The organism is Haloglomus salinum (assembly GCF_024298825.1).
Classification (GTDB): Archaea; Halobacteriota; Halobacteria; order Halobacteriales; family Haloarculaceae; genus Haloglomus; species Haloglomus salinum.
Genome location: NZ_CP101153.1, coordinates 1,776,622 through 1,800,417 on the forward strand (window position 1 = coordinate 1,776,622; position 23,796 = coordinate 1,800,417).

Genomic DNA, 23,796 nt, shown 5'->3' on the forward strand with positions numbered 1-23,796 from the left:
GTCTGGAACCGATGTACGGTCCCGTTCGGGTGGACCACGTCCCAGCTTCAACCCCTCAAAGATGCGTCTGGAACCATGCCCGATTCGCCGGACGTATGCCTTACAAGCGGGATTAGCAAGTATATTTTCCATCACCCCCCCGATTCCCGGTGTCCCCCCGAGGGGTCGATGGAACGGCCAGCTGTTACAGAACCGTGAATCGACCTCCGATTCCCTCTTGGTCCTCAACAAGACCCGCCCCGGCTAGATTGTACGCAAGTCCCGGCTGGTTGGTATACTCGAAGAGTTGGATGCCTTCGGTGTCGCCGCGTGAGTTTCGGTCGAGACGTGGAACCTTGGTTGCGGATTCCATCACCGTCTCGGGAACCGAGACTCGCAGACTCGAAAGCCCCTCTGCAGCCTCGTAGGCCGCTCTCGTCGGGACTGGCTGGAACTCGGCGGCAGCATCCGAGATGACGGTCTCGTCGCCCGATGACACGCCGACGACCGTATCGACCGTCTGATAATCACCGATAAGTGAGCGTCCGAGCAGCCGGTCCCCTTCACAGGCCTCGATCTCCTCGGTGATGCCCTGGTCGCCGACCTGTTTATCTTCGGCCAGCCGGTCGAAGTACCTGCGGACCGCCACGTCTGATACCTCGCTGTCGGGGATCTCCGAGTCGCCATCCAACTCCGACAGCGTCGCCGAGACGAGCCGAAGGTGACTAGGAATCGACTGCTCGTACACGTGCTCGGCGGGTGGTGGGTCCGCTGGATTCGCCGGCGTCTCCTCTGACGGTCCGGCGAGGGTCCAGATAATCACCTCTCCACCACGTTCGCCCCATTCGAACGACCGATTGCAGCGGCCGGCTGCTTGCACGATGCTATCCAACGGTGCGATATCGCGATACACCGTGTTGAAGCTGAGATCGACCCCAGCCTCGACGGCTTGCGTGGCGACGAAGACGAACGGGCGGTTCGCTGTCGAGAGATGGTCTGCAAGATGTATCAGGACCCGGCGGTCGAACGGCCGGAATCGGGAGTTGAACGTGAGGAGGAACGTCTCGTCTGTTCCGGGGGTCGAGTCCGTCGGCCCGAGTCCAGCACGAGCACGCACCGACCTGGCGACCGCTTCGGGGTCGAGGTCGGTGACTGGGGCGGCACGCTCTTCGAGGACATCGGCGAGTGCGTGGCCCAGGTGGGTGGTAGAGGGCTGTTGCTTCAGTTCCTCGGTCAGGATGCGTGAACTCTCGATGGTGTTGCAGACCGAGAGAACCGATGTGCCCTCCTCACGAGCGCGTTCGTGGATGCGATCGGCGGCTTCCGCATGCGCGACGTACTGCGTCGGGCGGTCCGGACTATGTGCATATGCCGACTCGTCGCAGCGGTAGGTCACCCGCTCCGCAGAGCGGAAATACGACCTCGTGCTGTGTGTCTCGTGACGCGGTTGTTGAGCTGCCTCGGACGCTGTTCGGCCTCGCTCCAGAAGGTCGGCAGTCTCGAACGCCCGGAAGAGTGGTGGCTCCGTCGCCGTCATCGAGATGACCCGCGCGCCGTACTCCTCGGTCAGTATCTCGAGGATGCGGGGCATAGCGGCCCACCAGTCCTTCGGTAGCGCTTGTGGTTCGTCGAGGATGACGACGGACCCCTCCAGCGCTGGGAGCTTCGTGCCTCGGCTCGTGGTAGGTCCGACGAGACTCTCGAAGAGTTGCACGAACGTGGTCAGGACGACGCCGGAGCGCCAACTCTCGCCGAGGAACTCGATGTCGTCACGTTCCTCAGCCCGGTCGCCGTAGGTCACCGTCTCGGAGAGGTGGTGGTGAACGGTGAACGCTGTCCCGGTCGGGTCGGCCCCCCAGATGGACTCGTCTTCGAACTGGGCTCGCGTCTGCTCGATGATACTGGTGAAAGGGAGGGCGTACACCAGGGTCCGTTGTGGCGTCATCTCCGGGAGTGCCGCTTTGGCGGTGAGTGCGCCACTGATGCCAGTGAAGGTCTTCCCGAGGCCCGTAGGGAGTCGGAGGGTCGCGACCGATGGTGCCTCCGGGTCTTCTATCCAGTCCTGGACGCCGGCCACAACCTGCTGGCGGGCATCCTCGCGGAGCGTGTTCAGCGTCGCCTCGAGGTCGGAGTCGGCCGTCCCTTGCAAGGTCTCGATATAGTCGTCAAGCGGGCCCCGTGCGAGTGAGCCATAGTCGTACAGTGCAGCGGTCGTCAGACCGCTCGCATGTGACTTATCGGCCAGGGTGAGGGCTCCCCAGTAGCGGAGTGTTCGGTCGTACAGTCTACCCGGAAGTGCCTCCGAATCGGGTTTCGGCGGTGAGAGCGGTGGGGCCGTCGTACTGAGTGATTCCAGGCCGTCCACGACGGTCCCGTCCTCGAAGCGGGTGCGGAAGTCCGCCCATGAACCGGCCCCATCGGTCGCAAGTCGGATTATCTCGTCCGCGAGGTCGGCCGCTTCGGCATCGATTCGTTCCACCTGATTATGCAGGGCCTCGTGCTGATACGCCTCGGTGAGACGAGTTCCAACATACGGGGCGGCATCGGGAATCGTGCCATGGTGTTTGGCGACCGCGAGCGCGCCGGCGAGCTGGTCCAGCGGCTCCAAACCCTGTTGCTGCAGCGCGTAGAAGGTGACGAACGCGCCGATTCGAGCGTGATACCGCTCTGTGTCCGGACCGTTGTACTCTTTGCGAATGTAGGCCTGGAACTGTGGTGTCACTTTGCCGAAGTCGTGTAACAGCCCGATCGTCCGCAGCGGGATCGCGGCCCGCTCGTGGCCGAGTGTTACGGCGCGGTCTGCGACCGCCTCGAGATGATCCTGGAGGAGGAGCGGGTTCTCGCCGAAGGGATTCGTCGGATGTGAGATGATGGGCGTGGGCATGGTCGATCAGCGGAAGACGACCGTAGCATCGTCCACGGATGCAGCGTGAACGTTCTCAGCGTCGAACCGAACCGAGTCCTCAGCGTGTGGCGTGTAGACCAGGTCGTCCAGTCTCGTCGTTCGTCGCCCACCAGCATGCTGCTCCATGATCGCCGGAGAGCGCTCGACTCGGTACGCGACACCCGGCTGCGGGATGGTGTCCGCCAGCGGAACCGGGACGACTGAGTCGACCGGCTCCGACTCGGGGAGGCGTTCGACCTGATGCTCGCCGAGATACTCGACAGAGGCGAGATATTCGGAGAGCCCCATACTGGGTGGGTAGGTGCTCGTCCCCGCTTCGAGATGCTGCCGGAGGTCGGTGTAGAACGACTCGTTCTCGACGGCGACATCGATACGATAGGCAGGATTGATCAGCACCTCGTAGTTGTGTATCTGCCGGTGCTGTGTCGTATCCTGATACATTATCGAGCGAGACCGACGACTCCCCGCCCGCTGTGATGCTGCTGCGTCCGGGTCGGTACCGACACCCGTCGTCGGGATATTGAGGCTTCGTAGGTCGGCCATCGGGGTGATCGCGACGGCACTCTGCCCCTCGCCGAACGTTTCGTAGTAGCTATCTCGTGGCGCCCCGACGATAGCTGCGAGCAGCCCCGCAGCTGTCGTCCGAGGGATGACGTCGAACGTCTGCTTCGTCGCCGTCCGGCCGTACTTCTTGAAGTGCCCCCAGTCCGCACGGATCTCGAGCGACAGGCAGACATCTGGAATCCCGTCGCTATCGATTGTCGGCGTCATGGGCGACTCCAGCGGTCAACACGAGCCCACATCATTCGGCCAGGTCGCGCTCTTCGTACGGGTCAATGGCGTGGACCGCGTAGTCCTCGTGCTGAATCATCGATTCGATATCATCGCCAGCGTGTTCGGTCCCATCGTGGATGAGCGATAGATTCCGATTCCCGGTGACATGCAGCGTGTCGATACGGTCGCTCTCGTCGTGTAGCGCGTCGACGAGCGCCGTCATATCCACAGCCACATCGACGACGGATCGTGGGGAATCTGCCGACCGCCCCTCGTCGAGTTCGACGAGGTTCTGGAGATCGCCCATGTGGTAGTGCTCATCCGCGTACTCCACACGGAGGTAGAGCCGCGGTGCCTGGCCGACCTTGCTCCGCGAGGTGGCCTGATTCTTGATGGACCGCCAGCAGAGCGTGTCGAGCCGCTCCACGTCGCGGTTGGAGAGGTGGGTGTCCTTGGCGGCTTCGCCGTCGACGAGCCCGTAGAACGGGAAGATGCCGTAGACGATGCGCTTGTCGTCGAGTCCGAACCCACCCTGGCGATTCTCGTCACCCGTCGAGATGACGCTCGTGAGAGAGTCGTATTCGTCGTTCTCCTCGACCTCGTTCAGCGACCGTGCCGGGAGGAACTGGACCGGGCCCTGGTAGTTGTTCGGGAAGGCGCCCGCGAGGGCGTTGCGAAGCTCCTCCTCTTCATCATCGTCACTGGAGTTGAACGAGAGGGTGGCCCCGAAGTATCGAACGTCGGTGGCTGCATCGAGGAATGCAGCCCCGACATCTTCGATGTCCTCGATGTCATCGGCATCGGAGATATCCCCGAGAACGTCCTTGGCAAGCGTCGTCCGTCCGTACGATCGGCCGCCCATCTTCTTCACGTAGATGTCGTAGCCGTCGTCCGCGAGCTGGTCGCGAAGGTATCGCTTGAGCCGGACATCGGTGATGATGGCCTGCCCGGTCTCGGGGTCACGGCGTGGCCGATTGTCGTTCATCGGGTTGCCGTTGGGGTTGCAGTCTTGTGCGTCGGTCAGGAACAGAATCTCGGAGCGTGGAATCGGTTCGGTCTGGCTCATTGGTATCAGTCAGCCGCGTCGGCGGTCACTTCACTCTCTGTACTCGTGTTCTGGCCGCGGATCTCGAACGCGACCGGCATCGCCCGCCGGCCGAAGGCTTGGCCGAGCGAATACGCGAACTGGAGGTCGCGTTTCGAGAGGGTCCAGTCCTCCGGGTCCGCCTCCAGGGCGTCCAGTAGCCGGTCGACGACCTCCGGGTAGAGGATGTCGGACGAGTAGTCGTCTTCGGCGGCGTATATCTTCGCCTTCTCCAGTGCCGTCCGGACGGCCTGCGACAGCCCACGCGCGGTGATTTCGTCGGCCGGCGTCCGGATGTCGAGCGGGCGGCCGACGTTGCGCTCGTTCTCCTGATACCAGCTGACCTGGCCGACGAGGACGCCGGCGAGGAAGGCCCCTCGTCGCTCGGGATCCTCCTGCAGTAGTGGGCGGTCAAGAAACGATTCCAGTCGCCGCTCGCGAATCGTATCGATGTCTGTGGGTTCGGATTGCTCGGTCATGGTCGTCCATTCGGTCGTGGGTGCGGGCTCGACCGGTGGAATACCGTCAACGAGACCCGCCCGCGAAAGGCTCTCTAACTGTGCGAGTTGCATCCCAGCGAGTTGCGAGGGGACTGGGTCTGTTCCGTCGAACTCGTCGCTGAATCGCTGCATGTACTCCTCGAAGAGCGTCTCCGCGCGCAGTGGCTCTCCGGCGAGGAGTCGGTGATCGGCGACGCGGCGGAAGTCGTCACCGACCTTGTCGGTATCACGTCGCTGGAAGCCGGCATCGATGAACGCTCCTAACAGGATGTCCTTCGTCGCACGGCGTCGCCGCGCGGTTTCTCCAGGCCCCTCGGTGTCGATTTCGAGAAGCGGCCAGTTGGTCGGAGCTCCGAAGTTGCTCCGGGCGGGAGCGAACGAGGGCCCCGCGAGCGTCGCCAACAGGGCGTCGGCGAGTTGGCGGGCGTGATACATCGTGACGGCATTCGACTCGGCGACGACGTGTTTGTCGTCCCCGATGGGCATCGTCAGCAGGTAGTATCGGAGTTCCTGCTCGGCCAATTCGGGAGCGTACTCCTCGAGGTCGTACGTCACGACACCCATCGGCGGTTCCTTCTTGTTCTGCTCGACATCCAACGACTGGATGGCCCGATACAGGGCGCTAGCCTTCTCGGGGGTGAGTTCTCCAGTGAAGTACGGGAGGGCGTACACCTCCATCCCCCCGCGCCGCATCACCGTCTTCTCCAGCAGGTCCTCGGCCTTCTTGAACAACATCGCCGTCTCGGCGGAGACCGGGTAGTTCCGCCAGGACTGCGTTCGGTCGAGGGATGGCTGGTTGTCCGGGTGCTTGACCGAGAACAGTCCGAACGGGCTCTGTGGCGTTCCGACGAGGGTGTCCTCGCTTCCGTTCACTGCGTCGACACCCGGGCCGCGTGAGATTCTCGACCCGCCGATGTTCTTGTCCGCCATATTCTCACCGGCGTAGCGCCGCATCGCCTCGTTCATCACCGGCAAGCCGTCCGGATACAGCCACTGGACGCCATCGGGGCCGTCGTAGTCCTCGAGGTCGCTCGTATCGAGCCTAACGGCGACGGTCACCACCCGCTCGGCCGTTCCAGCGAGGAGTTCTTCGGTCACGTCGGCTATCTCGTCCAGTGTCTCGTCATCCCCGAGCACGTCGGTGACCGCCTCGACGACCCAGCCATCGGGGTGCCCGTCGTCGCTCTCGAAGACGCTGCGGACGGAATCGTAGCCGCACCAGTCTCCGAGTCGGCTTACGTATGTATTCGCGAATGAGTCAGGGGAATTGCCGGTCTTCGAGCCGATCTGGGTGATGCTATAATCTCTCCCCTTACCGGCCGGGTTCTTCGAGACAGCCAAGGCCTCGACGATGTCCTTGGTCAGTGTGTCGACCGTCACGTCCCACGATGAGGCGGGGTCGTCGTCGGTGAGGTCGATTCTGACCGTGACGTATTCCCCGTCCAGGTAGTCGTCCAGTGTCGAACCGGTGCGGAACAGCCCGTCGTCGCTGGCCCCCACGGCGAGAACGCCGTACATCGCCATGATATCGGGGAGTTCCACGGGGGCGCGCCCGTGTTCCCAGAAGTCCCCGATGGCCTGCTCGAAGGCTTCTACATCGACATCGCTCACGCTGGTTCACCCGTCGGGAGCGTCTTGTCTTCGATATTGAGGAAGCCGAGCCCGAGCGCGTTCCGCTCGCCGATTCCGGTGTCGAGTGCGAGGTTCAGATGGCGGCGGTGGTCGTCGTCGCGAACGCGATACCCGAACCGCCACTTGCTCAGAACGACCTCGCGCTGTTCTCCCTCCGAAACCGTCAGCGGGAGCGCGTACGTCTTCAGGAGTTCGTACTCCTCGAACAGGTCGCCATCGCTGTCCGAGGGCCCCGGGAGGTAGTCGGGCTGAAAGCGATTGTGCTTCCGGTCGAGGTTGTTCACCAGCTGCGTCTGGAACGGTTCGGTCGAATACTCCGGCCGCCAGAAGAGCGACTCGCCATCGCTCTCGTCGGCGATACCGTACTCGTCCTGTCGCCAGGGTGGAATCCGGACGAGGACGCCAGAACCTGTCTCGAGTGTCCCTGTCGAGCCCGGCTCTCCCACGTCCGGCGAGAGCGGGACGACCTCTTCGATACGGAACCGCATCTCACCGACATTGAACTCACGGTCGGCGACGAGACCATCGGCGACGGCCTGGAGGACATCGCGATCGGCCGCAGCGACGAGGACGTGTCGCTGATCACCGGTCTCTATCTCTCCCCACGGGAATATCTGCGAGTTGCAGATTCCAGGCGGCCGACCGCTGTCGTGGAGGTCGTCGAACTCGGAACGGTCGAGTCCCTTCCAGAGCCGGCCCCGCAGTTTGTGATGCGCCGCGTTGTTGTACCGGGCATCCGCCGTCGCCCGAAGTCGTATCAGGAGACGCACTGATTCCCGTCCCCCGGATAGTATACCAATTCAGTCATACGGTGCAGACCACGATTCCGTCGTGGGGGTGTTAACTCTAGGCGTGGAGTATATCGATGGATGCTAACCAGCAACAAGGTTATCAGTCCGGCCTCCTGCGTCTATCATCATGGACTCAGTGGGGTGGGAGGGCGACAGTGTCGTCCAGCGATACATCGCTCGGGAACGCGATACACACCGCGAGCCTCGGGTCCGTATCACCGGGCTGATGATGCAATATCACGAAGTGTGTACGCGGGAACTGTGGTTCTTCTCGCGAGGTGTGGATATTGACCGAGAAACATCCAACATCCAACGAGGCACGCACATCGACGAGACGAGTTATGAAGGGCAGCGGCGGTCATTCAGTATCAATGGCCGTATCGTCTTAGATATGCTCGATTCCGGGGAGGTGATGGAAGTGAAAGCCTCCTCGGCATTAGAGGCGCCAGCGAAACTTCAACTTCTCTACTACCTCTGGTATCTGGACGAGATTTTGGATATCGAGCGTGACGGAGTGCTTGCATATCCGGCAGAGCGTAAACGCGAGCCTGTCGAACTCGATGCGGACTCACGTGAATGGGTCGAAGAATCGATTCGCGGTGTCATTCAGACGGTAGAACGAGACGAACCGCCCGAACTCGAGAAGAAGCCGTACTGTGACAGCTGTCTGTATCAGGACATCTGCTGGGTGTAACGATGACGAAGCCCAATCACCATATCTTCGCCGACGGGGATCTCAAACGGAACGAAGGGACACTCCGAATCGATACTCTGGATGGAGAGACGGAATACCTTCCAGTGGAGAGCGTCGACACGCTATACCTGCATGGACAAATAACGTTTAACACTAGGGCTCTGGGGTTGCTGAACGAACACGGCATCCCCGTACACGTATTTGGTTGGAAGGACCACTATCGGGGCTCGTACCTACCGAAGCGGGATCACATTTCCGGAGACACGGTCGTGCAACAGGTCCGGGCGTACGACGACCCGGCACGGCGATTGAGCATTGCTGAGGATTTCGTAGCGGCTAGTATCCATAACATGCGGGCAAACGTGCGATACTACGATGATAAGCGGGGCGATTTTACGGGGGCACTGAACCGGCTCGAAGGTTTGAAGCAACGAGTCTGCGACGATGATAGGGACTCTATCGACGAACTCAGGGGAATCGAAGCAACAGCGCGGAAGGCATACTACCGCTGTTTTGATACCATTCTCAGAGACCCATTCGAGCTGACGCAGCGTGAGTACAATCCACCAACTAGTGAGGCAAATGCGTTGATATCGTTCCTCAATGGAATGGTCTACACGTCCTGTGTCTCTGCCATTCGGCAGACTGCTCTGGATCCAACTGTCGGGTTCCTCCACGAGCCTGGAGAGAGACGTTTCACCCTCTCACTCGATATCGCGGATATATTCAAACCCCTCCTCGCCGACCGCGTCGCGTTCCGAGTGGTGAATCGGCAACATATCAGCATCGATGATTTCGAGTCCGAACTGGAAGGCTGCCTCCTCTCGGAAGACGGCCGTCTGGCAGTACTTGAGGAATTCGAGAAGATGTTGGACGAAACAATCGAACATCCGAGGCTCAACCGGAAAGTTAGCTACAAAACGCTCGTCCGCACGGACGTGTACAGCCTGAAGAAGCATCTCATCGCGAACGAACCGTATCGGGCCACTGAGAGGTGGTGGTGAGTGCTCGTTATCGTCGTATACGACGTGCCTGCGGAGCGGACGCGGGTCTACCGCAAACTGCTCCGGCAGAAGTTGGAACACATCCAGAACTCGGTCTTCTACGGCAACCTGACTGAAGGCCAGGTGACGAAATTAAAGAACCAAATCGACGACCAACTCGTGCCAGAGGACTCGGTAATGGTATTCGAGGCCGAAACGCAGGACTACGTCGATTATACAGTGTTTGGAAGCGCTGAGAGGCCGGGAAGCCGGTTCACATAGCTGCGAATCCATCGACCCCCCGGGGTGTAGGCGGGAATTGGGGGTCGATGAAAATCCTGATGAAGAACCGACCGTATAGAGCCTTATGCCCCGTCAATCAGGCATGGTTCCAGACGCACCTTTGAGGGGTTGAAGCGGTCTCAATCGATACCGACCCGCTCGACGGTCCGCGCGTTCCAGACGCACCTTTGAGGGGTTGAAGCAGGACGCTCTCACGGGCGTCAGGCGGCTCGCTGACGGGTTCCAGACGCACCTTTGAGGGGTTGAAGCGTGCTTGAACTGCCGTTCGTGGATACGGTTGACATGGTTCCAGACGCACCTTTGAGGGGTTGAAGCTGTTTGTCCGGGCAGTTGCACCCGTCGCCCCGGGCGTTCCAGACGCACCTTTGAGGGGTTGAAGCCAATCCTGAAAGTGGTGCTTGCCCGTCTTCGAGGCGTTCCAGACGCACCTTTGAGGGGTTGAAGCGAGTGCGAAGCGTGCGGCCACCGGCAGCGCGAGGTGGTTCCAGACGCACCTTTGAGGGGTTGAAGCATCCTCGAAACCGTCCGGCGTGGCCTTGACGAGTGGTTCCAGACGCACCTTTGAGGGGTTGAAGCAGCGCCCACGTCGAGCAGGCCCTGACCGAGGGCGAGGTTCCAGACGCACCTTTGAGGGGTTGAAGCCAACGCGGCCATTTCTTTGGCAGACAGGGCAACAAGGTTCCAGACGCACCTTTGAGGGGTTGAAGCGTGGACCAGCCTGGGCGGATGCAGAACCACCTTGTTCCAGACGCACCTTTGAGGGGTTGAAGCGGGCACCCGCTGTCGACGTGCGAGAGCAGTTCCTGCGTTCCAGACGCACCTTTGAGGGGTTGAAGCGTCCGCTTCGACAAGTTCGCGGAGGGCAACTGGCTGTTCCAGACGCACCTTTGAGGGGTTGAAGCAGCGTGGCCGGTGGTCCGGCTTCGCGGGGTTCAATCGTTCCAGACGCACCTTTGAGGGGTTGAAGCCTCCGCGGATTCGGATGTGGACATGGGTGTGTATGTGTTCCAGACGCACCTTTGAGGGGTTGAAGCGACCGGGAACGACGACGAACAGACGGGGGCACCACCGTTCCAGACGCACCTTTGAGGGGTTGAAGCAGCGCGTTGCTGTGGAGGTCGCCCCGGGAGCCGTTGTTCCAGACGCACCTTTGAGGGGTTGAAGCAGTTGGGACAGTACGCTGGTGTGGTTGTCACCCTGTTCCAGACGCACCTTTGAGGGGTTGAAGCTGTCCCCGAACGACCACCACGCATCGCTGTGGCGTTCCAGACGCACCTTTGAGGGGTTGAAGCGAGTGCAAACTCTGCGGGGATGAATTCGAAGAATGGTTCCAGACGCACCTTTGAGGGGTTGAAGCAACTATGGCGGAGAAGTGTGGAAATTCGGGTTTAGGTTCCAGACGCACCTTTGAGGGGTTGAAGCTCCCTGGAATATTCGGGAAGCGATTGACGATTTGCTCTTGTTCCAGACGCACCTTTGAGGGGTTGAAGCGAGCGACGGCGTAGAGTTGCCGCCGCCGGACGCTTCGTTCCAGACGCACCTTTGAGGGGTTGAAGCAGAGCCAGGAACGAGATGGTCTCGACGAGGGCCTTCGTTCCAGACGCACCTTTGAGGGGTTGAAGCGTCCGCGTCAAGGCGACGGCGACCACGGCGGAGTTCCAGACGCACCTTTGAGGGGTTGAAGCTCCCGGATGTCGTGGATGAGGCGGCGGTTCAGCTTTGTTCCAGACGCACCTTTGAGGGGTTGAAGCGGTGTGCCCGCACCCGCTCGGGCGTTCCGTCCGCAGTTCCAGACGCACCTTTGAGGGGTTGAAGCAGCCAGCACTGCGACTTCGACGAGCTGGGCGACACGTTCCAGACGCACCTTTGAGGGGTTGAAGCGGCTACACCGGCCACGACAAGCGCGTCAACACCGAGTTCCAGACGCACCTTTGAGGGGTTGAAGCTCGGATGGAGCGAACGTGGCCGTCGTGGCGGCCGGGTTCCAGACGCACCTTTGAGGGGTTGAAGCGCGCACGCGGCGCAGATGTGGCCGGTGTCGGCCTGCGTTCCAGACGCACCTTTGAGGGGTTGAAGCGGATACACCGCGCGGGCCGCCGCCTCCAGGACCTCCTGTTCCAGACGCACCTTTGAGGGGTTGAAGCTCGATGCGGGCGGTCATGCCGGCTCAGCCACCTCGTTCCAGACGCACCTTTGAGGGGTTGAAGCTGGAAGTAGTCGCCTTCGTCCTTGTAGCCGAGAATGTTCCAGACGCACCTTTGAGGGGTTGAAGCGATCGCTACAGCGAGGTGATGGGCGAGGTCGACGAGGTTCCAGACGCACCTTTGAGGGGTTGAAGCGACTGGGCGCGCCGGATGGAGAACGGCGACCCCATGTTCCAGACGCACCTTTGAGGGGTTGAAGCTCGCAGCCCCGGTGGACAGTGAGCAACCGCGAGGTTCCAGACGCACCTTTGAGGGGTTGAAGCAGCTGGCCGCGCGATTCCTCCTGCCCGCGTTCGCGCGTTCCAGACGCACCTTTGAGGGGTTGAAGCGACATCCCGCAGATGCAGGCCGCGCTCCGGCGCATCGTTCCAGACGCACCTTTGAGGGGTTGAAGCGAAATCGACTACTCCTGGACCGTCGAGGGGAGCGCCGGTTCCAGACGCACCTTTGAGGGGTTGAAGCTGGGGCAACCACCACAGCGAACCGGACGTGTGCGGGTTCCAGACGCACCTTTGAGGGGTTGAAGCGGCCTCGTGGAGGACCTCGCGCGGTTCGAGGACCGTTCCAGACGCACCTTTGAGGGGTTGAAGCTTCGGCTATGAGTCTACTCGCTGGGACCGCGAGGTTGTTCCAGACGCACCTTTGAGGGGTTGAAGCAACGTGGCGGCAGTCGGTGGGGTCGTGAATTTGACGAGTTCCAGACGCACCTTTGAGGGGTTGAAGCGCGAAAGCGGCGCTGTACTGCATCGTCGCGGCCATCGTTCCAGACGCACCTTTGAGGGGTTGAAGCGCCGTGACCTCGTCGGTGACGGCCGCCGACTCCGAGAGTTCCAGACGCACCTTTGAGGGGTTGAAGCCACCTCGTCGAGCGGCAGGTGGACGTCCGGACCATGGTTCCAGACGCACCTTTGAGGGGTTGAAGCTCGAGCATCCTCATCTCGGAGTTCGGCGCTATCCTGTTCCAGACGCACCTTTGAGGGGTTGAAGCTGCTCCGGCTGCGGATACGGCCCCGCGACTCGCCGGTTCCAGACGCACCTTTGAGGGGTTGAAGCTCATAGATTGTGTTCGTTTCGCCGCCAGCGAGGAGGTTCCAGACGCACCTTTGAGGGGTTGAAGCGAGCAGACGTTCATCCTCGACGACCAGACGGGCGCGTTCCAGACGCACCTTTGAGGGGTTGAAGCGCATCCGATCCGCCAGCCGCCGCGCCCAGCGACCGTTCCAGACGCACCTTTGAGGGGTTGAAGCGCCCGCCTCGCCACGGGGCGTGATTGTGGAGACGGTGTTCCAGACGCACCTTTGAGGGGTTGAAGCGAGCGAGACGGCGTCCCGCTCGTCCGGTGCGAGGCCTGTTCCAGACGCACCTTTGAGGGGTTGAAGCCTCGACCGCGAGCAGGCACAGGACCACGCCACGGTCGTTCCAGACGCACCTTTGAGGGGTTGAAGCTGACGGCTCGGGTCGGTTGACCTGCGCCGTTACTATTTAAGAGAAGATGACACGTTCCAGACGCACCTTTGAGGGGTTGAAGCAGGGCGACGAGTACGCCTATCGTCCCACCCACCGGGTTCCAGACGCACCTTTGAGGGGTTGAAGCGTCAGGGCCTGCTCGATCTCCGAGTGGCCCATCGCTGTTCCAGACGCACCTTTGAGGGGTTGAAGCATCGGGCACGGGGACTACCCGTTCACGCCGTTCGCGGTTCCAGACGCACCTTTGAGGGGTTGAAGCCTCGCCATCAACGGCCGCCCGGACGCGACCGGCGCGTGTTCCAGACGCACCTTTGAGGGGTTGAAGCATCGGGCACGGGGACTACCCGTTCACGCCGTTCGCGGTTCCAGACGCACCTTTGAGGGGTTGAAGCCTCGCCATCAACGGCCGCCCGGACGCGACCGGCGCGTGTTCCAGACGCACCTTTGAGGGGTTGAAGCGTTATCGTCGCCGGGATGACGATGGGGATGGCTGCGGTTCCAGACGCACCTTTGAGGGGTTGAAGCGCCATCCGAGATCTCCAGCCGGCCGAGGACCTGGTTCCAGACGCACCTTTGAGGGGTTGAAGCTCCCGGTCGCAGCATCCAACCCACCGGCGATGTCCGGTTCCAGACGCACCTTTGAGGGGTTGAAGCAACCAATTCTACGACGTGACTGAGCGCCAGGTCGGTTCCAGACGCACCTTTGAGGGGTTGAAGCTGGCGACGGACATGCGCCACCTCGAAGAGCTGGTGTTCCAGACGCACCTTTGAGGGGTTGAAGCGGCCCCTTCTCGCGGTAGACATCAACCAGCCCCGCCTGTTCCAGACGCACCTTTGAGGGGTTGAAGCAGACGGATGCCGAACGGCATGTGCCCGGACTGCGTTGTTCCAGACGCACCTTTGAGGGGTTGAAGCTCGCAAAAAAGTCGTTAATTGGCCCCTGAATCCGCAGTTCCAGACGCACCTTTGAGGGGTTGAAGCGAACACGCAGGTCCAGGCTGTCGACACCGACACCGGGTTCCAGACGCACCTTTGAGGGGTTGAAGCGATAGAGAAAACCTGCATCGCGCCCCACCCTGCCCGGTTCCAGACGCACCTTTGAGGGGTTGAAGCGTTCGCCTGGTCGTCCGACCGCTCGGGGTCGCGGGTTCCAGACGCACCTTTGAGGGGTTGAAGCACGCCCATCCGATACTGGGCGGCAAGATACGTCAGGTTCCAGACGCACCTTTGAGGGGTTGAAGCGTCACGCGGCGCGGGCCAGCACGTCCAGCTCGACCGTTCCAGACGCACCTTTGAGGGGTTGAAGCTAGTTTTCAGAATAAATGCGTGATATGGTAAAGCGGTTCCAGACGCACCTTTGAGGGGTTGAAGCTGTTCTGTGGTCACTCTGAACAGAGAACGAACAACCGTTCCAGACGCACCTTTGAGGGGTTGAAGCGGGCCCGCGACGACCGAGCGGTTGCCCTCGGTGTGTTCCAGACGCACCTTTGAGGGGTTGAAGCGTCGCCACCGTCTACATCGCCGATAACGGCCACACGTTCCAGACGCACCTTTGAGGGGTTGAAGCTCCGCGGGCAAGCGGTCGACCACCAGGAGCAGGATGTTCCAGACGCACCTTTGAGGGGTTGAAGCACCGGCGACGGCTACCGCGTCACCGTCCGCGACGGGTTCCAGACGCACCTTTGAGGGGTTGAAGCCAGAGCAGGTCCCCGAGTTCCTCCGCGACGACGGCGTTCCAGACGCACCTTTGAGGGGTTGAAGCTGCGGACCGATTCCAGCACGGTCGAGCGCCTTCTTGGTTCCAGACGCACCTTTGAGGGGTTGAAGCAGCAACAGCTACCCGCCCGCACTGTAAAACTGAGGGGTTCCAGACGCACCTTTGAGGGGTTGAAGCTGCTTGTCGCAGATTTCACGACCGAACCAGATTGCGTTCCAGACGCACCTTTGAGGGGTTGAAGCTGTCCGCCGTATCGGGTGCCGGGCCTCTTGCGCGTGTTCCAGACGCACCTTTGAGGGGTTGAAGCTCAGCGATGTAGGAACCGAGGTTGCCGATGGGTCCGGTTCCAGACGCACCTTTGAGGGGTTGAAGCGTGTTCACCATCCCCTGGACGATGGTCTCGGTATGTTCCAGACGCACCTTTGAGGGGTTGAAGCTCGATGATGGCCTCGCAGCTGGAGAAGACACAGCGTTCCAGACGCACCTTTGAGGGGTTGAAGCGAGGGCATCCTGCTCTCCGACGGGCTCCCCGAGAACGTTCCAGACGCACCTTTGAGGGGTTGAAGCACACCCTCCTGAGCGGCGGGAGCGCCGCTCTCGACGTTCCAGACGCACCTTTGAGGGGTTGAAGCGCGACTGCTGTGTAGCGACCGCACGGATGCAAGGAACGCGTTCCAGACGCACCTTTGAGGGGTTGAAGCGAGTGGTCGGCCCGAACTCAGGAAGCCGTCGCGAGTTCCAGACGCACCTTTGAGGGGTTGAAGCACCCCTCGCACCCCGTTTGGCTTACTACATGTGTAGTTCCAGACGCACCTTTGAGGGGTTGAAGCGACCATGTCGAGGACCGCGACCGCGCCGACAGCGACGTTCCAGACGCACCTTTGAGGGGTTGAAGCTCCGAGACACCGATGTCTTCGGGGTCGTCCGGGAGGGTTCCAGACGCACCTTTGAGGGGTTGAAGCCTCACAAGCGACGACCAGACCATCACCACGAAGGCAGTTCCAGACGCACCTTTGAGGGGTTGAAGCTTCTGGAGGGCGCCGTGCAAGGCATCCCGAACCGCGTGTTCCAGACGCACCTTTGAGGGGTTGAAGCTTGTCGTCGGTGTCCATGGTCACGTCGCCAGGGCGTTCCAGACGCACCTTTGAGGGGTTGAAGCAGACACCGCAAGGTCGTATCACTGACGCTTCAGAGTTCCAGACGCACCTTTGAGGGGTTGAAGCGTCGGCGTGAGTGGTATCCTTGAGCGCGTGACGGTTCCAGACGCACCTTTGAGGGGTTGAAGCGGGAACAAGTCCGATGCCATCCGCGGGCTGCTCCGTGTTCCAGACGCACCTTTGAGGGGTTGAAGCGGCAGTGGCGGCGCGGCGGTGAACATCTCCACAGTTCCAGACGCACCTTTGAGGGGTTGAAGCTTGCTCGCCGAGCAACCGACGACGGCCAGCTGAACGAGTTCCAGACGCACCTTTGAGGGGTTGGAGCGACAAAGACGACACTAGGGCGGAGGCCGAGCGTCGCGCCGCGGAGTGGAACCTCGACGACCAGGTCGCGGCCGATGCCGACGCGTCCACCCGCCGCGACGGCGCGCGGTAGACGGCCGCCTCTCGGCCGGCTCCGTCGCCACGCCCGTGCCGCGACCGGAAGGCACTACGTCGGCCCGGGCGGACAGGCGGCCATGCTCAGAGTCGGCGCGCACACCTCCATCGCGGGGGGCGTCCAGAACGCGGTCGAGGAGCAACTGGAGTACGACGGCAACTGCGGGCAGATATTCAGCCACTCCCCGCAGGTGTGGGCGGACCCGTCCATCGACGAGGCCGACGCCGCGGCGTTCCGTGACCTCACCGCCGACCACGACGTGGGCCCGTGGGTCATCCACTCCTCGTATCTCGTCAACCTCTGTACGCCGAAGGACGACCTCCACGAGAAGTCCGTCGCCTCGATGCAGACGGAACTCGACGTCGCCGACCGCCTCGATATCGACTACGTCAACGTCCACCTCGGCGCGCACACCGGTGCGGGCGTCGAGGGCGGGCTGGCGAACGCCGTCGCGTCACTCGACGAACTGGACGTGCCCGACGGCGTGACGATTCTCGTCGAGTCTGACGCCGGCTCCGGAACGAAACTCGGCGGCCAGTTCGAGCACCTCGCGTACGTCTGCGACGAGTCCCGCCACGGCCTCGAGGTCTGTCTGGACACCGCCCACATGTTCGCCGCGGGCTACGACATCTCCACGCCCGCGGGCGTCGACGAGACGTTCGCCGCGTTCGCCGACACGGTGGGGCTGGACCGTCTCGCCTGCGTCCACCTCAACGACTCCAAACACGAGTGTGGCACCAACAAGGACGAGCACGCCCACATCGGCGAGGGCCACATCGGCGAGGATGGGATGCGCGCGTTCGTCAACCACGACGCCGTCGCGGACGTGCCGCTGGTGCTGGAGACGCCGACCGAGGACGGCCGGAGTTTCGCCTGGAACATCGAGAAGGTCCGCGAACTCGCCGCCGAGTGAGCAGCCGAGGGTGGCGCCCCGTGCTCCGTCGGGCCACCGGGCTCCGTCCACCCGCCGTTCCCCCGAGTGTTTATGCCGGGCGCCGCGCCAGTACGCATCGTCTACCGGAATGAGCGAGGCAACCGTCCTCTGTGTCGACCCCGACGACGACCCGGACGGGCCACGGGCCCGACTGGCCGCCGAGGCGGAACTCTCCGTCGTCTGGAGCGACTCGGTCGCGGCAGCACGACAGCAGTTGCAGGAGACCGACATCGACTGCCTGGTCACCGAGTACGACCTCCCGGACGGCACCGGCATCGACCTCATCAGGTACGTCCGCGACCGGGCCCAGGATATCGGGTGCATCCTCTACACCGCGACGGACCGTGAGACGGTGACCGAGGGCCTCGAGACACCGCTCGTCGTCGAGTATCTCAACCGTGACGGTCCCGCCGCGGCCGAGCGGCTGGCGGCGCTCGTCACCGTGACTGCCCAGCGGCGCACCCAGACGGCCTACCCGCTGCCCGTCGACGAGTCCGCACGACTCGCCACGCTGACGGGACTGGACCTCGGCTCCGACGCGCTCGCCGCGGCGCTCGACCGGGTCACCGAACTCGCCGTCCGGCATTTCGACCTCGACCGGGCGTCGGTCAACATCGTCGCGGAGTCCACACAGGAGGTGCTCGCCTGTACCGGCCCCGACCTGCCATCGATGCCACGCGAGGAGTCCATCTGCACGTACTCCATCCTCGACGAGGGGGTCACCGTCGTCGAGGATACGGCGGCGGACCCGCGCTTCACCGACAACGAGACGCTCGCCGCGCACGACATCCGGTTCTACGCCGGCGCCCCGCTCCGGACCGACGCGGGGCTCCCCGTCGGCACCCTCTGTGTCTACGACGACGAGCCCCGGACGTTCTCCGACGAGGAGGCGGGGTACCTGCAGCTCCTCGCGGCGTCGGCAGTCGAGTGGTTCGAGGTGTACGGACGGCTGGCGGGTCACGAGGCCGCCGCGGCCGGGGGTGACCGGTGATGCCCCAGGGTTCGGAGGCCTTCCGCTACGAGTTCCAGCCCGGTATCCCCCTGGAGGCGGCCGCGCCGGGCACGAACCTGCTGGTCAGCAGTCCCTCCGGCGTCCTCGCCCGCGAACTCGCGCTCGACCTCCTCACCGCGGGGTCGAGCGCCGAGTCGCTGCTGCTGGTCGCCGCCGACCTCGGGGGGCGTGGCCTGCTCGAACGGCTCGACCGCCCCACGCGGTCGGTCGACCGGTCGCGGCTCGGCATCGTCGACTGCACGGGCCCGGGCGACCGTGACGAGGAGCGGTTCACCACCCACGCCGAGCCCATCTCGAACCCGGGCGACCTGACGGGTATCGAGGTCGAGTTCTCCGTCCTCTACGAGAAGATCGCGGCGACGGCCGACAACGTCCGAATCGGGCTCCTGTCGCTGTCGTCGCTGCTGGCGCACGCCTCGCTCCGGGAGGTGTCCCGCTTCGTCCACATGCTGACCGGCCGCATCATCGCGACCGACGACCTCGGCGTCTTCGCCATCGACGCCTCGCTCGCGGACGACCGGACCGTCGAGACGCTGAGTCACTTCTGCGACCGCCACGTCCGGGTCCGAACCGGCGACGACGGGGGTGTCGAACTCCGGGTCGACGAACGGACGGCCGAGTCGGGCGCGTGGACGCCGCTGGACCACGCCGTCGGCGGCGAGGACTGGGATGGGGCGAGCGAATAGCGCGCGTGCTCTTTGGGCTCTACTCCCCGTACTCGTCCCGTAGAGCGACCTTGTCGAGTTTCATCGTCGCCGTCTGGGGCAGCGGCTCGTCGCGGACGTGGACCTCGCGGGGCACCTTGTAGTCCGCGAGCGCTCCCCGGCAGACGTCCTGCACCTCGTCGGCGGTCACGTCGCCGCGGACGATGGCGGTGACCTGTTCGCCCAGGCGCTCGTGGGGCGTGCCCACGACGGCGGCCTCCTGCACGCCGTCGAGTTCGTAGATGACGTCCTCGATCTCGCGAGGGTAGACGTTCTCGCCGCCCGAGATGAACATGTCGTCGATGCGGTCGTCGAGGAACAGGTGGCCGTCAGCATCGACGTGGCCGATGTCGCCCGAGCGGAGCCACTCCTTGCCCGCACGGGTGACGAACACCTCGTCGTTCTTCTCGGGCAGGTTCCAGTAGCCCTTCATCACGACGTCGCCGTGCCAGAGCAGTTCCCCCTTCTCGCCCTGGGCGACCGTCTCGCCGGTCTCGGGGTCCTCGACACGGGCCTCGGCCCACTCCTCGGCGACGGTGCCGATGCTGCCCGCCTTGTAGACATCCTGCCCGGGCGTGTTGCCGGCGGCGCCGAGCGTGGTCTCGGTCATCCCGTACCCCTCGTAGAGGTCACAGCCCAGTGCGGCCTCGGCCTCGTCGATGCGCTCGGCCGGCATCGGCGAGCCGCCGACGTTGAGCGACTCGAACGCCGACAGGTCGTACCCCTCGGTGCCGTGCTCCAGCAGGTCCAGCACCATCGTCGGGATGAGCATCGTGTAGGTCACGTCACGGTCGGCCATCGTCCGGAGGGCGAGTTCCGGGTCCCACTCCGGGAGGAAGTGGTTCTGGGCGCCGTGGGCCAGCGACGGCGTCGTCGTCGCGTTCAGCCCGGAGGCGTGGAAACACGGGGCCACGGTCAGGAACGAGGTTTCGGGCCCGTACTCCATCAGTGCGCGCCCCCCACGGGCGTTGGCCGAGAGGTTCCCGTGGGTGTGCTGGACCCCCTTCGGCCGGCCGGTGGTGCCACTGGTGTAGAGGATCTCCGCCACCTCGCTGTCCAGTCGGGGCTCGATTTCGAACTCCTTCGTGGCGTCGGCGACGAGGCCGCCGTACGGGGTGGTGCCCTCTGGAGCCTCGTCACCGACCACGACCAGCTCGGCGTCCAGCGGCTTCTCGGCGAACGCCTCGGCGGCCTCGTCGAAGACGACGATCGCCTCGGGGTCGGCGTCGGTGACGACGTGGGCGATCTCGCTCTGTCCGAACCGGAGGTTGATGGGCACCGGAATCGCGCCCAGCTTCATCGCGCCGAGGTAGCTCGTGAGGAACGTTGTCAGGTTCGGCAGGAACAGGGCGACGCGGTCTCCCGGCTCGACGCCCAGCCCCGCGAGTCCGTTCGCCACCGCGCTCGTCTCGGCCTCCAGTTCCCCGTAGCTCATCTCCCGCTTCGGGTCGGTGATGGCGAGTTCCCCCGGCCGGTCGGTGGCCTGGAACTCGACGTGGTTCGCGAAGTTCATCGGTTATCCGGGGTGCATCCCCGGACGGACGTGGGCCTGCCGTCCACTTGTTTATTATCGGTGAAATGACACAAGCGTCGTGTGCGTCACACGGTGTGTGTCTCGACACGGTGTGTGATGGGGCACTCACTCGGCGAAGTCCTCTGGAGTCAGGCGGGTGGCGTCCTCGCGGTGGGACTCGTAGGTGTCCAGCACCCACCCGTGGACCGGTTCCGCACGGGTTTCGATGCCCGCCTGGAGGTTGCCCGCGTCGTCGTAGGCCGAGATGGTGGCCACGTCGTCGAAGGCCGCGACCGACACCTGGAACTCCGTCTCGTCCGTGGCGAGATACATCTCCGCGCCGGCCTCCAGTTCCTCGCGGACCAGTCGTCGCGCCTCGGCGCGCGACGTGACCGTCTCGTAGTACTGCTGGGAGACGACGGCGCTGAACGACAGGCCGTGTTCGGTGATCTCCTCGTGGAACGGCTCGGCGACGACCGTCGTCCCCGTCGCGGCCGGGGCGACGCCGACGAAGCGGTCGGCGCCGCGGAGCAGTTCCTTCCAGCGGTCGACCGCTCGCAGCGGGTCGAACCGGTCCGGGTCCGACACCCGCGCGTCCGTCAGGAGTCGGAGGTCGAACGGGAACTCCGCGACCGGGAACAGGTCCCGGACCGGCCCCAGCCGGCAGGCCAGGTCCATCGAGTCGGCGAACTGCTCGTAGTCCGCCGCGACGAGGTCACCGACACGTGTCCGCTCGTATCCGTCCTCGCGCTCGACCACCCAGCCGCGGGCCGCGAAGTCGTCGAGGATGCGCCCCACCGTCACGTCCGATACGCCCGTCGCGGCCACCAGCTCCCGTTCGGTGTGTGGTCCCCCAGCGAGCCCGGTCAGCACGTCGACGCGGTTCTCCGACCGCGTCAGGAAGCTGATGGCCTCGAACGCGTCCACCATACGCGTGGCTGGGGAGTGTGGCGGATTAAATCCGACGCTGGCGCCGCTGGCCGTCGCTCACACCACGTCGCCACGCACCGGCCGCCCGTCACGCCCGCGCCGGTCGGCCAACGACCGACGCCGGACGAGCGGACGTGGGCCGCCGTGCCGTCAGGGATTTGATACTCCGTCCACCATGACCCGCCGTGTATGCGCGACGAGCGACGGGACGGCGGCGTCGGCGCCGAGCGGTGGCGGGTCGAAACCGGCGGGAAGATTCGAACCACGCCGGTGGTGAGACGGGGGGTCGTCTACGTCGGGAGTGACGACGGCCACCTGCACGCGCTGGATGTGGACAGCGGTGCCGAACGGTGGCGGTTCGAGGCCGGGTCGATGTCCTCCTCCGTGCCCGCCGTGGCGGATGGAACGGTCTATCTCGGAGGAGACGCGCGGCTGTACGCGGTGGACGTAGCGACTGGCACCCAGCAGTGGGCGTTCACCCCCGATGGGAAGCTGTATCCCACGCCGGCCGTCGTCGGGGACACGGTCTTCGTCGGTGGGTACGACGACGGTGCTATCTTGTACGCGCTGGATGCGGGCAGCGGCAGCGAACGGTGGCGGTTCGAGGGTGCGGGCGTCTCGCCGACGGTAGCTGACGGGACGGTCTACGCCGGGAACCCGACCGGTGACGACGGGGGGCTGTACGCGGTGGATATCGACACCGGGATGGAACGGTGGCGCTTCGGCGGTGGGAGCGCGGTCGGGACCGCACCGACGGTGACCGAGGACACGATATACGTCGGCTACCGGGACGACTGCCTGTACGCGCTCGACGCGGCGACGGGAGCCGAACGGTGGCGGTTCGACGGCGGGCGGTACCACCCCAGGTCCGCCCCGGCGGTCGCCGAGGGGGCGGTCTACGTCGGATGCAAAGATGGCTATCTCTACGCGGTCGACGCGACGAGCGGCGACCGAAGCTGGCGGTACGCGACCGGTGGGGCCATCTCGTCGGTCCCGGCGGTACGCGACGGGACGGTCTACGTCGGCAGCTACGACGGCCACCTGTACGCGCTGGACGCCGCGCGCGGAACCGAGCAGTGGCGGTTCGAGGCCGGTGGCGGGGTCTGGTCGCTCGCCGTGGTCGACGGCACGGCGTACGTCGGAAGCCACGACAATCACCTGTACGCGGTGACCGTAGCGGAACGGACCGACGCCGCTCGCCCGGCCCCGACGCGGTCCGAGGGCGATGGGGCGGACAGCACGGACGCATCCGGGGAGCGTCGGGATGGCGCGTGACGCGACCGGAGTGCAGCCGCCGGCGCTTCCGTCGCTGTCGTGGATTCTATCCCGGACGATAGCGCCGAGGCCGCGCGAACCCGCTCACACCACGTCGCCACGCACCGTCCGCCCGTCGCGCTCGCGCCGGTGCGCGCGCAGTTCCGCGGCCGCCGCCTCGGCCTCCTCGGGGTCCATCTCCAGCATCTCCAGCGCCTTCGACAGCGTCGGGAAGACGAACTCCCCCTCCCGGAGCTTGCGGAACGCCTCCTCGCTCCGGACGCCGCCGTCCTCACCCTGCACCCACAGGCACGCGGCCCGGGGGTCGAGCAACTGGGTGTAGTCCCCGCGGGCGCGGGCCCCGCGCAGGCGCTGGGTGACGTTGTTCTCGAAGCCCGTGTTGCACACCTCGAGGTGGACGGGTTCGTCGCTGTCGCCGAACAGGTGTGCGGCGAGGCACTTCTCAGGGGCGGCGTGGCCGTTCGCGTTCGCCCGGAGATGCTCCGGGTACTCGTCGGCCCACGCCGCCGAGACGGTCTTGCCGACGCCCTGCACGCCGTGGGACTTCCGGAACTCCTCGTCGCGCTCTGGGGCGTCCTTGAACAGCAGGTCCTTCGTCAGGTACACCTCCAGGCGCTCGACCGGGTCGACCCCGAGGACGAGGTCGCCGGTCACCCACACCTCCCGCACGGGGACGGGCATGCGCTCTGCTTCGATGGTGTCGACCAGGTCGTCGAGGCGGTCGACGGCGGCCTCGCGGCTCCAACCGTCACCGGCCGCGTCGTCGGTCATAGGGGTCGGTAGCTTCCCGAGCCACAAG

15 protein-coding genes and 1 CRISPR repeat array are annotated in these 23,796 nt (G+C 64.1%); of the genes, 7 read left to right on the forward strand and 8 right to left on the reverse strand.

What is annotated here, in order from left to right:
• Window positions 1-184 precede the first annotated feature (184 nt).
• The 5 genes from NL115_RS08600 to cas6 are packed head-to-tail and all read right to left on the reverse strand — an operon-like array spanning window position 185 to window position 7,644.
• Window positions 185-2,863: a CRISPR-associated endonuclease Cas3'' gene (locus tag NL115_RS08600; protein ID WP_254832771.1), complete on the reverse strand. Its 2,679-nt coding sequence runs from the start codon at window positions 2,861-2,863 to the stop codon at window positions 185-187.
• A gap of 6 nt (window positions 2,864-2,869) precedes the next feature.
• A complete protein-coding gene (cas5b, locus tag NL115_RS08605; protein WP_254832772.1) occupies window positions 2,870-3,655 on the reverse strand; it encodes a type I-B CRISPR-associated protein Cas5b in 786 nt (261 codons plus the stop codon).
• Window positions 3,656-3,686: 31 nt separating this feature from the next.
• Window positions 3,687-4,724: a type I-B CRISPR-associated protein Cas7/Csh2 gene (gene cas7b, locus NL115_RS08610; RefSeq protein ID WP_254832773.1), complete on the reverse strand. Its 1,038-nt coding sequence runs from the start codon at window positions 4,722-4,724 to the stop codon at window positions 3,687-3,689.
• Window positions 4,725-4,729: 5 nt separating this feature from the next.
• Window positions 4,730-6,853: a type I-B CRISPR-associated protein Cas8b/Csh1 gene (gene cas8b, locus NL115_RS08615; protein ID WP_254832774.1), complete on the reverse strand. Its 2,124-nt coding sequence runs from the start codon at window positions 6,851-6,853 to the stop codon at window positions 4,730-4,732.
• The gene (gene cas6, locus NL115_RS08620) at window positions 6,850-7,644 is read right to left on the reverse strand and encodes a CRISPR-associated endoribonuclease Cas6 (protein WP_254832775.1); all 795 of its coding nucleotides are present in this window, start codon (window positions 7,642-7,644) and stop codon (window positions 6,850-6,852) included. The genes cas8b and cas6 overlap by 4 nt, the downstream gene beginning before the upstream one ends.
• A 148-nt stretch (window positions 7,645-7,792) precedes the next feature.
• Here cas6 and NL115_RS08625 point away from each other — a divergent pair, with 148 nt between their 5' ends.
• The 6 genes from NL115_RS08625 (at window position 7,793) to NL115_RS08650 (ending at window position 19,261) form a co-directional block, all read left to right on the forward strand.
• Entirely contained in the window at window positions 7,793-8,359 is a 567-nt protein-coding gene (locus tag NL115_RS08625) for a CRISPR-associated protein Cas4 (protein WP_254832776.1), read from the forward strand.
• A 2-nt stretch (window positions 8,360-8,361) separates the two neighbouring features.
• A complete protein-coding gene (gene cas1b, locus NL115_RS08630) occupies window positions 8,362-9,363 on the forward strand; it encodes a type I-B CRISPR-associated endonuclease Cas1b (RefSeq protein WP_254832777.1) in 1,002 nt (333 codons plus the stop codon).
• A complete protein-coding gene (gene cas2, locus NL115_RS08635) occupies window positions 9,364-9,624 on the forward strand; it encodes a CRISPR-associated endonuclease Cas2 (protein ID WP_254832778.1) in 261 nt (86 codons plus the stop codon).
• A gap of 106 nt (window positions 9,625-9,730) precedes the next feature.
• A CRISPR array of direct repeats spans window positions 9,731-16,515; the repeat unit is 30 nt; unit sequence GTTCCAGACGCACCTTTGAGGGGTTGAAGC.
• Between the two features lie 193 nt (window positions 16,516-16,708).
• Entirely contained in the window at window positions 16,709-17,542 is an 834-nt protein-coding gene (locus NL115_RS08640) for a deoxyribonuclease IV (protein WP_254832779.1), read from the forward strand.
• A 109-nt stretch (window positions 17,543-17,651) separates the two neighbouring features.
• Window positions 17,652-18,554 carry a GAF domain-containing protein gene (locus tag NL115_RS08645; RefSeq protein WP_254832780.1) on the forward strand — a complete coding sequence of 301 codons (903 nt, stop codon included), beginning with the start codon at window positions 17,652-17,654 and terminating at the stop codon, window positions 18,552-18,554.
• Window positions 18,554-19,261, forward strand: a complete 708-nt coding sequence (locus NL115_RS08650) for a DUF7504 family protein (protein WP_254832782.1) — start codon at window positions 18,554-18,556, stop codon at window positions 19,259-19,261. The genes NL115_RS08645 and NL115_RS08650 overlap by 1 nt, the downstream gene beginning before the upstream one ends.
• Window positions 19,262-19,280: 19 nt before the next feature.
• Here NL115_RS08650 and NL115_RS08655 read toward each other — a convergent pair whose 3' ends face one another.
• The gene (locus NL115_RS08655) at window positions 19,281-20,792 is read right to left on the reverse strand and encodes a class I adenylate-forming enzyme family protein (protein WP_254832783.1); all 1,512 of its coding nucleotides are present in this window, start codon (window positions 20,790-20,792) and stop codon (window positions 19,281-19,283) included.
• A 126-nt stretch (window positions 20,793-20,918) separates the two neighbouring features.
• Window positions 20,919-21,722, reverse strand: a complete 804-nt coding sequence (locus tag NL115_RS08660) for a helix-turn-helix transcriptional regulator (RefSeq protein ID WP_254832784.1) — start codon at window positions 21,720-21,722, stop codon at window positions 20,919-20,921.
• Between the two features lie 189 nt (window positions 21,723-21,911).
• Between NL115_RS08660 and NL115_RS08665 the strand changes: the two genes are divergently transcribed.
• Window positions 21,912-22,997, forward strand: a complete 1,086-nt coding sequence (locus NL115_RS08665; protein WP_254832785.1) for an outer membrane protein assembly factor BamB family protein — start codon at window positions 21,912-21,914, stop codon at window positions 22,995-22,997.
• 84 nt (window positions 22,998-23,081) lie between these two features.
• On the opposite strand, the gene NL115_RS08670 is transcribed toward NL115_RS08665, so the two are convergent.
• Window positions 23,082-23,768, reverse strand: coding sequence for a DUF7095 family protein (locus NL115_RS08670; RefSeq protein ID WP_254832786.1), 687 nt, complete (start codon window positions 23,766-23,768; stop codon window positions 23,082-23,084).
• Between the last annotated feature and the right edge of the window lie 28 nt (window positions 23,769-23,796).

Bases quoted from the DNA above. Each gene is read 5' to 3' on its own strand.
- NL115_RS08600 (WP_254832771.1), bottom strand. From the start codon at position 2,863: ATGCCCACGCCCATCATCTCACATCCGACGAATCCCTTCGGCGAGAAC.
- cas5b (WP_254832772.1), bottom strand. From the start codon at position 3,655: ATGACGCCGACAATCGATAGCGACGGGATTCCAGATGTCTGCCTGTCG.
- cas7b (WP_254832773.1), bottom strand. From the start codon at position 4,724: ATGAGCCAGACCGAACCGATTCCACGCTCCGAGATTCTGTTCCTGACC.
- NL115_RS08625 (WP_254832776.1), top strand. From the start codon at position 7,793: ATGGACTCAGTGGGGTGGGAGGGCGACAGTGTCGTCCAGCGATACATC.
- cas1b (WP_254832777.1), top strand. From the start codon at position 8,362: ATGACGAAGCCCAATCACCATATCTTCGCCGACGGGGATCTCAAACGG.
- NL115_RS08640 (WP_254832779.1), top strand. From the start codon at position 16,709: ATGCTCAGAGTCGGCGCGCACACCTCCATCGCGGGGGGCGTCCAGAAC.
- NL115_RS08645 (WP_254832780.1), top strand. From the start codon at position 17,652: ATGAGCGAGGCAACCGTCCTCTGTGTCGACCCCGACGACGACCCGGAC.
- NL115_RS08650 (WP_254832782.1), top strand. From the start codon at position 18,554: ATGCCCCAGGGTTCGGAGGCCTTCCGCTACGAGTTCCAGCCCGGTATC.
- NL115_RS08655 (WP_254832783.1), bottom strand. From the start codon at position 20,792: ATGAACTTCGCGAACCACGTCGAGTTCCAGGCCACCGACCGGCCGGGG.
- NL115_RS08660 (WP_254832784.1), bottom strand. From the start codon at position 21,722: ATGGTGGACGCGTTCGAGGCCATCAGCTTCCTGACGCGGTCGGAGAAC.
- NL115_RS08665 (WP_254832785.1), top strand. From the start codon at position 21,912: ATGCGCGACGAGCGACGGGACGGCGGCGTCGGCGCCGAGCGGTGGCGG.
- NL115_RS08670 (WP_254832786.1), bottom strand. From the start codon at position 23,768: ATGACCGACGACGCGGCCGGTGACGGTTGGAGCCGCGAGGCCGCCGTC.